The organism is Pseudomonas sp. R3-57 (genome assembly GCF_051132065.1).
Lineage (GTDB): Bacteria > Pseudomonadota > Gammaproteobacteria > Pseudomonadales > Pseudomonadaceae > Aquipseudomonas.
The window spans coordinates 3,993,953-4,006,345 of sequence record NZ_CP071655.1; the positions used below are offsets into that span (position 1 = coordinate 3,993,953).

At 61.2% G+C, this 12,393-nt stretch carries 7 protein-coding genes; all 7 read right to left on the bottom strand.

Features of this window, described 5'->3' with window-relative positions; all coding sequences use genetic code 11:
• Positions 1-13: 13 nt before the first annotated feature.
• A complete protein-coding gene (gene xth, locus J3P93_RS18080; protein WP_434590327.1) occupies positions 14-808 on the bottom strand; it encodes an exodeoxyribonuclease III in 795 nt (264 codons plus the stop codon).
• An 81-nt stretch (positions 809-889) separates the two neighbouring features.
• Entirely contained in the window at positions 890-2,332 is a 1,443-nt protein-coding gene (locus J3P93_RS18085) for a mechanosensitive ion channel domain-containing protein (protein WP_434590330.1), read from the bottom strand.
• Between the two features lie 665 nt (positions 2,333-2,997).
• Positions 2,998-3,864 carry a pirin family protein gene (locus J3P93_RS18090; RefSeq protein ID WP_434590333.1) on the bottom strand — a complete coding sequence of 289 codons (867 nt, stop codon included), beginning with the start codon at positions 3,862-3,864 and terminating at the stop codon, positions 2,998-3,000.
• A gap of 174 nt (positions 3,865-4,038) precedes the next feature.
• Complete coding sequence (locus J3P93_RS18095) at positions 4,039-7,263, bottom strand: transporter substrate-binding domain-containing protein (protein WP_434590336.1); 3,225 nt, start codon at positions 7,261-7,263, stop codon at positions 4,039-4,041.
• A 10-nt stretch (positions 7,264-7,273) separates the two neighbouring features.
• Positions 7,274-7,900 (bottom strand): response regulator, encoded by a 627-nt coding sequence (locus tag J3P93_RS18100; RefSeq protein ID WP_434590339.1) that lies wholly within the window; start codon positions 7,898-7,900, stop codon positions 7,274-7,276.
• Positions 7,901-8,035: 135 nt separating this feature from the next.
• A complete protein-coding gene (locus J3P93_RS18105; RefSeq protein ID WP_434590342.1) occupies positions 8,036-8,476 on the bottom strand; it encodes a chemotaxis protein CheY in 441 nt (146 codons plus the stop codon).
• Between the two features lie 735 nt (positions 8,477-9,211).
• A complete protein-coding gene (gene mgtA / locus J3P93_RS18110) occupies positions 9,212-11,911 on the bottom strand; it encodes a magnesium-translocating P-type ATPase (protein ID WP_434590345.1) in 2,700 nt (899 codons plus the stop codon).
• Positions 11,912-12,393: the final 482 nt, after the last annotated feature.

The window sequence follows — 12,393 nt, forward strand, 5'->3', positions numbered from 1 at the left end:
TCGCCAATCGCCATCAGCGCTTCTTGCGCGAGCCAATACGGATCCACGTGGGCGCATGGTCGCTGGCATGCGGCTCGTTGCGCACCCAGGCGTCTACCCCTGCGTCATGCAAATACGGACTCAGCGCCGGGTTGAGCAGCAGGTGATCGATGCGCAGGCCGGAGTTGGTCTGCCAATGCTGGCGGAAATAGTCCCAGAACGTATAAATGCGCTCCTCGGGATACAGATGACGCAGCGAATCGGTCCAGCCCTGATCGAGCAGCCGTTGGTAGCACTCGCGACTCTCCGGTTGCAGCAAGGCATCCTTGAGCCATGAGCGGGTATTGTAGATGTCCATGTCGGTGGGCACGACGTTGTAATCGCCGGCCAGCACCACCGGATGATCGCCGTTTTGCAGGTCTTTGGCGTAGGTGATCAGCCGTTCGAACCATGCCAGTTTGTAATCGAATTTCGGCCCCGGTTGCGGGTTGCCGTTGGGCAGATACAGGCAGCCGACCAGCACGCCGTGCACCGCTGCTTCGATGTAGCGGCTCTGCGTGTCATCCGCGTCACCGGGCAGCCCGCGGCGACTCTCCAGCGGTTGCGCATCGCGAGCCAGAATCGCCACGCCATTCCACGACGCCTGGCCCTGCCAGATCGCGCCGTAACCGGCCGCTTCCAGCTCGGCGGCGGGAAAGGCGCTGTCCACCGATTTGAGCTCTTGCAGGCAGACGATGTCGGGCTGCTCGCGCTTGAGCCATTCCAGCAGATTCGGCAGCCGCGCGCGCATGCCGTTGACGTTGAAGGTGGCGATCCGCAGGTTTTTCATCGTCTGCAACTCCGGCCAGTGGGTATGCCAATAGTGACCCCGAGAGCGCCGCGCAGGTTGCATTCGATAACAGCGGTGACCTCAGGCGCGATTGCGCAGCCATTGCAGAAAACCGCGTTTTGGCGCGACCACAGGGACTTCCTCGGTCAGTGCTTGCGCCTTGTGCAGGCGGAAATCGAGCAAGGCCTGCATCGCGTCGTGGATATCGTGACGGGCGTCCAGGCACGGTTTCAGGTAGGATTTTTCGATGCGGTACAAGGCGCAGAAAGTCTTCGCCGAGAAGTCCGCCGGCAGCGCGGTGTCGGACAGGATCCCCGCCTCGCCGATCACCTCGCCCGGCCCCATGCGCCCGGATTCGAACGTGGTGCCGTGGCGCTTCAATGTTACCGAGACCACGCCGGACTCGATGATGAACAAATGATCGCTGACCTCCCCGCCCGCCAGAATGATCTCGCCGGCGCGGAAGATCTGCAGGTTCATGTTCTGGCTGAAGGTGTCCTTCTCCTCCTCGCGCAGGGTCGAGAAGATCGGCGAACTGTCGAGCAACGCCCGCTGCCGCGACAATTGTGGCGCGGCGCTGGTTTCATTGCTCGACAGCAGATTGACCCCGGACGCCTGCAAATGCCGGTACGCCAGGTCGAACAGCTGATTACGCACGACACGCTTCTCGCCCATCGACGCGACGAAACCGCTGATCTCGTACTCCGCGCCAGCGCTGGCAGCGCTTTTAAGCGCCACGCTCGGCGCCGGGGTGTCGAGCAATTGCCGACAGCCCTGCATCGCCCGTTCCAGCGCCTCGATCACCGCACTGGGTCGCGCATGCGGGCTGACCTGCAAGCTGACCGCGACGCCGAACATATTGCTTGGCCGGCTGAAGTTGATGATCTTGGCCTTCGCCGCCAACGAGTTGGGAATCACCGCCATGCTGCCCTGGCTGGTCTGCAGACGCGTGGCGCGCCAATCGATATCGGTCACCCGGCCCTCGGTGCCGTCGATGGAAATCCAGTCATCGAGTTGGTAAGGCTTGGTGGTGTTAAGGACGATCCCCGAGAACACGTCGCTGAGCGTGCTCTGCAACGCCAGACCGACAATGATCGCCAGCGCGCCAGAAGTCGCCAGCACACCTTTGACCGGCAGATCGAGCACATAGGCCAGCGCCGCAATGATCGCGACCAGAAAAATCACCGCCCCGAGCAGATCCTGCAACAGCCGCCCGGTATGCCCGACCCGCTGCATCATCACCGCACCGATCAACACCGTCAGCGTCCGCGCACCAAACAGCCACCAACCAATCTGCAACCCCGTCGCCGCCAGATGCAACGGCACATTCTCCGCCCACGGCGCCGGCTCCATCGGATTGAGCCCTTCGTTGAACAGCAACACACTGAACAACGCAAAAATCAGCACCCGCACCAACAGCTTCCACTCACTGCCACGGGAACTGATCAACCGCCACAGACCAAGATCGAGCAAGATCAGGATAAACGCGCTAAACAGCGGATGTTCGGTCAGCAGAGACAGCATCAAACAACTCCGACGAAGGTCAATCGCGAGAAGATCGCACAGATTGGCACAGTGTAGGAGCAAATGATTTTGGTGCGGCTTTGATCTTGGTTCAGCGGTGATGTCAGGAGGTTGAGTGATGCTTGAAGTCAGCTGAAAATCAAAAGCCCCTCACCCTAGCCCTCTCCCGGAGGGAGAGGGAACTGACCGGGGTGGATGCGGGAGTTACGCCGACCTGAAATACCGAGTCGAACACAAATTATGAAACGCCCACAAATCGGCTCCCTCTCCCTCGGGAGAGGGCTGGGGTGAGGGGTAGCCACACCACAAATTAAAAGCCAACGACCGCTTCTAACCACTCAACAATGAGCGTTAGCTCGAGTGCTTTTGATCTTGCGTCACCGGCGACGTCGGAAGGCTGAGTGGAGGGATCAATCCGGGCGTAGGAGCGCAGCGACCGTCTGGCGCAGCCAGACACAGCGGACGTAGGTGCAGCGAAGCAAACCGTAGCCGCTGCGCCCGGATCGATCCCGCAGCGAAGGGACCCGAGCCTGCGAGGGCCGAACGCAGGAGCAAGCGTTTTGGGTTACCTTTTTGGCGTTTGAAAAAGGTGACCCGCCGTAAGGGCGGAACCCTAAGCAGCCGTTACCGCAGCAACGGATATGTACCCCAAAAAAAGGCTCATCTCAACCCCGCATCCGCCCAAACCGCCCCGACTGAAAATCAACAAACGCCTGATGAATCTCCGCCTCCGAATTCATCACAAACGGACCATGCCCGACAATCGGCTCATCGATCGGCTCGCCGCTGAGCAACAACACTACCGCATCCTCAGCCGCCTCAAGCGACACCGCCCGCCCCGCGCGCTCGAACAATACCAACTGCCCGACAGCCGCCGACTCCCCCGCATTGACCCGCACCGAACCTCGCAACACCACCAACGCCGTATTACGCCCTTCATGCAAATCAAGCGTCAGCAACCTGCCAGCGTTCAGCCGCAAATCCCACACATCAATCGGCGTAAACGTGCGCGACGGCCCTTTATGCCCCTCGAACTCACCCGCAATCAAACGCAGGCTGCCAGCGTCATCCTTGAGCGCGATGTGCGGAATGTCACTGTCGAGAATGGTCTGATACCCCGGCGCAGCCATCTTGTCCTTGGCGGGCAAGTTGACCCACAACTGCACCATCTCCAGTTTGCCACCGGTTCTGGCGAAGTTTTCCGAGTGAAACTCTTCATGCAGAATCCCCGACGCAGCCGTCATCCACTGCACATCGCCGGGGCCGATCAGCCCGCCACTGCCGGTCGAGTCGCGGTGCTGCACTTCGCCGTCGTAAACGATCGTCACGGTTTCGAAACCGCGATGCGGATGCTGGCCCACGCCGCGTTGTTCCGTGGTCGGCGTGAATTCGGCCGGGCCGGCATGATCGAGCAGCAGGAACGGGCTGATGTGTTTGCCCAGGTTGTCGTAGGAAAACAGCGTGCGCACCGGAAAACCATCGCCGACCCAATGGCCGCGCGGGCTGGTGTAGATACCGATAAGGTTTTTCATGGGGTCTCCAATCTGGATAAAAGCATTGGATTAATCCTAACCGCCTGACCAATATCGGACTAGAGGGCGAAAACCGGCTTCAGCGTTCCATCAGAGGAACAGTGGTTTGCCAACAGAATTTGCAGCGCTGCAATCGCCAGCAGGCTGGCTCCCACAAAAACCAAAGCGCCGCTATCAGGTCAGCAGGTGTTTCGCGAGGCTGTCCATCGCATCGCGCAACGCCTCGATTACCGTGTTCGGCAGCGGCGTTTGCCCGTCAGCGCAAGCCAGTTCCAGGTCGACACAGGCCGCCACCACCCGCGCCGCGCCGACCATCTGCGCGCCACCCTTGATGTGATGCGCCAGCTCGCGTAACCCGGCGCGGTCGCGGTCATCCTGCAACACCGCCAGCAGTTGCCGGTCCAGGCGCAAGCTGTGCAGCACTTCCTCGCGCAGGCGTTCGATCAGGTCACGATCATCACCGGCCATTTGCTCCAGCGTACTGAGGTCGATTTCCGCCAGCGCAGAGGTTGCAACCTGCTCCGCCGGCATGTCGCAATGGCTGGCGGCGGCCAATGCCTGGGCCAGATCGTGCAAGCGAATCGGCTTGAACAGGCAATCGTCCATGCCGGCGGCCAGACAGCGAGCGCGTTCCTCGGCCTGTGCATTGGCGGTGAAACCCAGCAGCAGGCACGGTGTGCGTTCGGCCAGCGATTCTTGCTCACGAATCGCCTGTGCGAGCTGATAGCCGTTGCGCCGCGGCATGTTGCAATCGGTAATCACCACGTCGAATGCCTGCGTCCGCCAGCGCTGCAGGGCGTCGTCGCCGTCGCCGTTGTCGGTGTCGACCGTCCGATGGCCGAGTTCACTCAGTTGCCAACACAACAGCAAACGGTTGACCGGATGATCATCGACCACCAGCACATTCAGCGAACGCACCGCCGTGACAACCGCAACGGGAGCCGACGCGGCTTGCGCGAGCGCCGCCAGCAGCGGCAGTTCGAGACTGACCTCAACCTGGGTGCCTTCACTGGGCACGCTGTCCAGTCGCAACGTGCCGCCCATCATCTCGCACAGGTTGCGGCTGATCACCAGGCCCAGCCCGGAACCGCTGCGCGCCGATTGCGCATGGTTGCTCGCCTGCACGAACGGGCTGAACAACCGTTGGCGATCCTCATGACTGATGCCCACGCCGCTGTCCTCGATCAACACCTTCACCGCCAAGCGCTCGGCCGTTGCGGCGCTTACTGTCAAATGCAGACTGACTTCGCCCTCATCAGTGAACTTGATGGCGTTGCTCAGCAGGTTTGACAGCACCTGCTTGAAACGTGTCGGGTCGATCAATACGTCGACGTCGCTGCGGGTATCGAGTTGCAGATGCCAGAGCAAGTGTTTCTGCCGCGCCAGCCCCTCGAAGACCCGGCACACCGAGAGCACCAGTTCACGCAGGTTGGCGCGTTCAGGCGCGAGGGACAGATGCCCGGTCTCGATCCGCGCGATGTCGAGAATGTCGCCGATCAGCGCCAGCAATTGTTGCCCGGCGTTGGACGCCACCTGAATCGCCAGACGATCGGTCACGCCCTCCTCCGCGCGCTTCAAGGCCAGTTCGAGCATGCCGATCAAGGCGTTCATCGGCGTGCGGATTTCATGGCTCATGGTCGCCAGAAACGTGGTCTTGGCGCGATTGGCATCGTCCGCCGCATCCTTGGCGTCCTGCAGTTGCTGCAGCCAATGCTGACGGCGGCGCAACTGGCGGCGCTGCCAGACGATCCAGCCCAGCGCCAGCGCCAACAGCAACGCCGCTGCCGCAAAACCGAGGAGTATTTCGTGGCGATGGCGCAGCCAGTAACTGTCATCGACCACCACCTCGTGGCTCCAGCGCTCGACCAGTTCATCCATCTGCTGCGGGGCGATGCTCAGCAGTGCCTTGTTCAGGATCGAGTGCAGCGCCGGCATGTGCGGTGCGGTCGCCAAGGCAATGCGCGCCGGTTGATCACCGACCGTGCCGGTAATACGCAGGCGTTCGCGGTGATGGCGGGCAATCAGAAACCGCGCCACCACCAACGAACTCACCGTGACGTCGACCTGGCGCTTGAGGATCATCGCCATGCCGTCGGCCGGGCTCGCGGTTTCGACCAGGCGCAAGCGCGGCACACGGGCCACCAGATAACTGCGCAACGGATGGCCGCGGTAGATTGCCAGACGCTTGCCCGCCAGTTCGTCCAGCGGGAGCGGCCCCTGCCAGGTGCTTGCGCTGACCAGCACGAACGGATTGTTCAGGTAGGCGCGGGTGAATTGCAGCTCGGTTTCGCGCTCGCTACTGGGCGTCACCACCGGCAACAGGTCCAGCTCGCCGGCCTTGAGCTGTTCGATCTGACGGTCCAGCGAGGTTCCGCGCACGATCTCGAAGTTGAGCCCGCTGCGCTGGCTGATCAGGCTCAGCAATTGCGCCGTGAGCCCGCTGAAACGGCCGTCGGCATCGAAAAACGTCAGCGGCGCGAAATCTTCGATGGCGCCGACTCGCACGACCGGGTGCTCGTCGAGCCAGGCCTGCTCGCTGGCGCTGAGTTGCACTCGTGACTGCTCCGCCATTTCCGCCAGACCGGCGCTCCAGCGCTGTTCGATGCGTTGCCGGCGCTCCATGGGAATGGCCGCCAGCGCCAGATCGACGATGCGTTTGAGCCGCGCATCGCTGCGCAGCAAGGCGAAGCCGAACGCATTGGCGTCCAGGCCCGACGGCCCGGCCAGTTGCAGGTCGTTGCGATAATTGGTGTTGATCAGGTAGTTGGCGCTGATGAAATCACCGAGGTACACGTCGTCTGCGCCGAACGCCACCGCACCGAGTGCGTCCATCGCCGACGGGTAACGCTGCACATGGGCCAGCGGATAAAAGCCTTGCACGGCCGCCAGCGGTAGATAGTCCTCGACGATCGCCAGACGTTTGTCGGCCAGATCGGTCGGTATCTGTTCGTCGAGGCGAGTCACCAGCATCGGTTGATCTTCGGCGTACGGCCGGGACAACACAAAGGCCGGATCGGCGATTTCAAAGCTGTTGGAGGTGCCGAGCAGATCGACCTCGCCACGCTTGAGCGCAGCCATCACCGCCTCACGGTCGGCAAACCGGCGCACCTCGATGCGGATGCCGAGCAACTGCGCCAGCAGATCGGCGTAATCAGCGGTCAGCCCTTCGAGTTCATGCTGGTTACGGGTCAATTCGAATGGCGGGTAATCCGGCCCGGAAATGCCCATGCGCAACAGCGGGTGCTGACGCAGCCATTGCCGGTCCTGAGCGTCGAGGCGCAACTGGACATTTTCCAGGCCGGTCCGGGTCAGCACTTCCAGCACCTGCGGTGGTTCACTCGCCGCGCACAGCGCGCTCAGGCTCAGCCACAGCCCGACGATCCAGCCTCCCTGGCGCATGGTCGCGTGCTCAGATGACGTGATTGCGCTTGGCGAAATCGCGCAAGTGCACCGCTGAGTTGACCCCGAGTTTTTTCATCAACCGGGTCTTGTAAGTGCTGACGGTCTTGTGGCTCAGGTGCATGTCCTCGGCGATCGACTTGTTGGACTTGCCCTGGCCCAATTGCTCGAGAATGCTCAGCTCACGGTTGGAAAGCTGATCGATCATTTCCTTCTCGGTGGTCTGCACCGCGTTCAGCACGCTGGCGTTATCCGACAGCGCGGCGAAATAGGTGTAGCCCGACATCAATGCCTGAATGGCTTTGTGCAACTGCTGCAACTGATTGGTCTTGGTCACATACGCCATGGCCCCGGCGCGCAGGCAGCGCTCCTGATAAAACAACGGATCGTGAGTACTGAATACCAGCACGCGGCAGTCCAGATCGTTGGCCTTGATCCGTGCCAGCACCTCCAGCCCGCCGAGCGCCGGCAGGTTGATGTCGAGGATCACCAGTTGCGGCTGATGTTCACGAATCAGTGCCAGCACCTCGTTGCCCTGAGAAGCCTCGTAAATCAGTTTGAATCCTTCAGCTTGCAATACGATCCGGATGGCGGCGCGCACCACCGGATGATCGTCGACGATCAGCGCTGACTTCATGGCCACTCCCAGTGCATAGCCCGACGAACAGCCCACCGGTGTGGGCGAATCCGGACTCAGTGGCTGCGCCGGGACTGTTACACGGAACGACGGGCAAATCACCTGTCAGGTCTGACAGTTGTGCACATTGATGTTTTATGCATGGGCTGCCCTGCGCACCGCCGCAAATGGCGGCCGGGCCAACGCCTCGGCGCGGGTGGCGGGCGCATCGATCAGCGCCATCAACTGTTTGATCGACGGCAGGCCTGGCAGGGCCAGCGGACTGATCTGTACGTTGTCCTGGGCGAACCCGGCAGCGCACTGCAACGGCGCCGTGCGTTCGTTGTAAATCAAGGCCTGTCGCACCTGTGGGTTATCGAGGAAAAAACCCAGCAGGTCGAGCGAACCGGCCAGATCGGCATTGATGACCACCGCATCGAACGGCTCGCAGCCGTAGTCGACCAGCGTCAACAGCTCGGCGAGGCTTTGCGCCGGCGCCACGCGGTAATAATCGAGGCTGTTGAACAGGCGCTCGATTTTCATCCGGTGAAAATGCTGGGTGTCGGCGATCAGGATGCGCAGGGCTTTGTTGATCATGGTCATTCTCCCGCTGTCAGGGTTTCTGGGTGGGCAAGCCTACGCAATCGCCCATGCCGGGCTCTGTAGGACTTTTCCTAAAAAATCGGCCATTCATCCGAGGCTGTGCCGGCGCGGCGCTTTTGCAGCCCAGTGCCAGGGTGCTGCTGATGGCGGCGCGGCAACGCGGTACCTCGGGCGGGCCTGAAATCAAAAGCCCTTCACCCTAGCCCTCTCCCAGAGGGAGAGGGGACCGACCGAGGTGAATGCGAGAGATACGCCGACATCCGATACCGAGTCGAACGCAAATGCCAAATCCAACCAAAATCGGCTCCCTCTCCAGGGGGAGAGGGCTGGGCGGGCGGCGTTCCGATGAGGGAAAATCCACCACAAATCCCAAGCCAACCACCCGCTTCTAACCACTCAACGATGAGCGTTAGCTCGAGTGCTTTTGATCTTGCCTAACCGGCGACATCGGAAGGCTGAGCGGAGGGATTGATCCGGGCGTGTGAGCGCAGCGACCGTCTGGCGTAGCCAGACACAGCGGACGTAGGTGCAGCGCAGCAAACCGTAGCCGCTGCGCCCGGATCAGTCCCGGAGCGAAGGGACCCGAGCCTGCGAGGGCCGTACGTAGGAGCAAGCCTTTTGGTTCCTTTTTGGCGTTTGAAAAAGGGACTCGCCGTAAGGGCGAAACCATAAGCAGCCGTTACCGCAGAAACGGATATGTACCCAAAAAATCAACACAGCACAGACCAATCATTGCCAGCCAAACCGCCGAACATAAAACCCCTTCACCGCCTGAGTCAGCCCCATATACGCCAACAGAATCACCGGCAAAAACACAAAATACAGCGACGGCAATGCCTGCAACTTGAAGTAATGCGCCAACGGCCCCATCGGCAGAAAAATCCCGACCGCCATGATAATCCCGGTCATCACCAGCAGCGGCATCGCAGCACGGCTTTGCAGGAACGGAATCTTCGGCGTGCGAATCATGTGCACGATCAACGTCTGGGTCAGCAGCCCGACCACAAACCAGCCAGATTGAAACAGGGTCTGGTGGTCCGGCGTGTTGGCATCGAACACGTACCACATCAAGGCAAACGTGGTGATGTCGAAAATCGAACTGATCGGGCCAAAAAACAGCATGAAACGCCCAACGTCGCCCGGCTGCCAGCGCTGCGGTTGTTTCAGCATGTCCTCGTCGACGTTATCGAACGGAATGGCAATCTGCGAAATGTCGTAGAGCAGGTTCTGCACCAGCAAGTGCATCGGCAGCATCGGCAGGAATGGAATGAACGCACTGGCCACCAGCACCGAGAACACGTTGCCGAAGTTGGAGCTGGCAGTCATCTTGATGTACTTGAGCATGTTGGCGAAAGTGCGCCGCCCTTCGAGGACGCCCTCCTCCAGCACCATCAGGCTTTTTTCCAGAAGAATGATGTCGGCCGCTTCCTTGGCGATGTCCACCGCGCTGTCGACGGAAATTCCGATATCGGCAGTACGCAGCGCTGGCGCATCGCTGATGCCGTCGCCCATGAAGCCGACCACATGGCCGTTGCCTTTGAGGATGCGCACGATGCGTTCCTTGTGCGACGGCGTCAGTCTGGCGAAGACGTTGGTTCGCTCCACCGCCACGGCCAGTTCGGCATCGCTCATGCGCTCGATATCGTTGCCCATCAGCAAGCCTTGCTGAGCGAGACCGACTTCACGGCAGATCTTCGCTGTCACCAGTTCGTTGTCGCCGGTCAGCACTTTCACCGCCACGCCATGTGCGGCCAGAGCCTTGAGCGCCGGCGCCGTGCTTTCCTTCGGTGGATCGAGGAACGCCACGTAACCGATCAGCGTCAGGTCCTGTTCGTCGGCAAGGCTGTAGACATCGCGACCCTCTGGCATCGAGCGAGCCGCCACCGCCACCACGCGCAAGCCTTCAGCGTTGAACGCTGCAGTGACCTGGCGAATCCGGCTCAGCAGTTCATCGCTCAAGGCTTCATCAACCTCGCCATGACGTACCCGGCTGCACACCGCCAACACCTCCTCCACCGCGCCTTTGCAGATCAGTTGATGCGCCTGTCCCCGGCCCTCGACCACCACCGACATGCGTCGGCGATTGAAGTCGAACGGGATTTCATCGACCTTGCGAAACGCCGTGCCGACTTTCAGCTGACGATGGATTTCCACGTGTTCCAGCACTGCCACATCGAGCAGGTTTTTCAAGCCGGTCTGGTAGTAGCTGTTGAGGTAAGCCATTTCCAGCACGTCGTCAGAATCTTCGCCCCAGACGTCGACATTGCGCGCAAGGAAAATCTTGTCCTGGGTCAGGGTGCCGGTCTTGTCGGTGCACAGCACGTCCATGGCGCCGAAGTTCTGGATCGCGTCGAGGCGCTTGACGATGACTTTCTTGCGCGACAGAAACACCGCGCCTTTGGCCAGGGTCGAGGTGACGATCATCGGCAGCATTTCCGGGGTCAGGCCGACCGCGATCGACAGCGCGAACAGCAGCGCTTCGGTCCAGTCGCCCTTGGTGAAACCGTTGATGAACAACACCAGCGGCGCCATGACGAACATGAAACGGATCAACAGCCAGCTGACCTTGTTGACCCCTTGCTGGAACGAGGTCACCGCCCGATCAGTCGCCCCGACCCGCTGCGCCAGCGCGCCGAAATAGGTGTGATTGCCGGTGGTGAGGATCACCGCCACGGCGGTTCCGGACACGACGTTGGTGCCCATGAACAGGATGTTGTCCAGCTCCAGCGGATTGCACGTATCGCGATCGGCCTGGCGCGGGAATTTCTCCACCGGCATCGATTCACCGGTCATCGCCGCCTGGCTGACGAACAGATCCTTCGCGCTGAGCACCCGGCAATCGGCGGGAATCATGTCGCCGGCCGAGAGCACGATCAGATCGCCTGGCACCAGTTGCTTGATCGGCAACTCGCGGCGCGGCGCGTCACGGCGCAGCACCGTGGCGGTGTTGCTGACCATGGCTTTGAGCGCATCGGCGGCCTGGTTGGATTTGCTCTCCTGCCAGAAGCGCAGCAGCGTCGACAGCACCACCATGGAGAAAATCACCACAGCGGCCTTGAGGTCTTCGGTCAGCCACGAGATCAGCGCCAACAAGGTCAGCAGCAGGTTGAACGGGTTTTTGTAGCAGTGCCACAAGTGCGTACACCAGGGCAGCGGTTGCTCGTGCTCGACCTCGTTGAAGCCGTGTTGCGCGCGCAGTGCGTCGACGTCGACATCGCGCAGGCCTTCGCAATGGCTGCCGAGCGATGCCAGCAATTCGCTGCTGTCGCAATGCGCGGCAGCAACCAGCGTGTTGGCCAGGGTCGGCGGGACTTCACGGCTGACCGTAGTGTCGTTGAGCGATTCCAGCAGCGCCAGACGACGGAAGTGCCGGGCGATGTGGCGGTTGCGCAGGAAGCCTGCGAAAAATTCCTTGAGCGTAAGTTTCATGGCTGTTGCCCCTGTGGTCAGCCGGGAAACCGTCAAGCAGGTACGACCGCACCGCTGCCGCCGGGAAAACCGGCACGGCAAGGCGTGGCGCGCCGGTCAAAAAGACCGGCGTGTCGATAGGGCTGCGATTACGACAATGAGGTCGTCATCACGCTCTGTTCAGCGTCGATGAGAGGGACGTCAAGGCATGCCCAGGACGGGCCATGCACGGGATGCCGCTGCTCGCTGTTACGGCGAGACAACGGCAGGGAAAGGCTGCGCGTTATCTTGCCGAGCATCTGCCGGTTACCGAGACCGGCCGACAACTGTCACTCGAACAAGTACCCACTGTGGGTCTCCGCTATTGATGAAAACGCGTGGAGCTTACGCCCGCAGCAAAACGGCTGGAAGAGGTGTTACGCGGAATTTGGCGGGTGTTCAGGAAGGGTTCAGGAATCAGTTTTTCGCTGGACTTGAAGGCCCCATCGCGGGCAAGCCCGCTC

What these genes read in the sequence shown, in the direction of transcription:
- xth (WP_434590327.1), bottom strand. Translation starts at nt 808, where the DNA reads ATGAAAAACCTGCGGATCGCCACCTTCAACGTCAACGGCATGCGCGCG.
- J3P93_RS18085 (WP_434590330.1), bottom strand. Translation starts at nt 2,332, where the DNA reads ATGCTGTCTCTGCTGACCGAACATCCGCTGTTTAGCGCGTTTATCCTG.
- J3P93_RS18090 (WP_434590333.1), bottom strand. Translation starts at nt 3,864, where the DNA reads ATGAAAAACCTTATCGGTATCTACACCAGCCCGCGCGGCCATTGGGTC.
- J3P93_RS18095 (WP_434590336.1), bottom strand. Translation starts at nt 7,263, where the DNA reads ATGCGCCAGGGAGGCTGGATCGTCGGGCTGTGGCTGAGCCTGAGCGCG.
- J3P93_RS18100 (WP_434590339.1), bottom strand. Translation starts at nt 7,900, where the DNA reads ATGAAGTCAGCGCTGATCGTCGACGATCATCCGGTGGTGCGCGCCGCC.
- J3P93_RS18105 (WP_434590342.1), bottom strand. Translation starts at nt 8,476, where the DNA reads ATGATCAACAAAGCCCTGCGCATCCTGATCGCCGACACCCAGCATTTT.
- mgtA (WP_434590345.1), bottom strand. Translation starts at nt 11,911, where the DNA reads ATGAAACTTACGCTCAAGGAATTTTTCGCAGGCTTCCTGCGCAACCGC.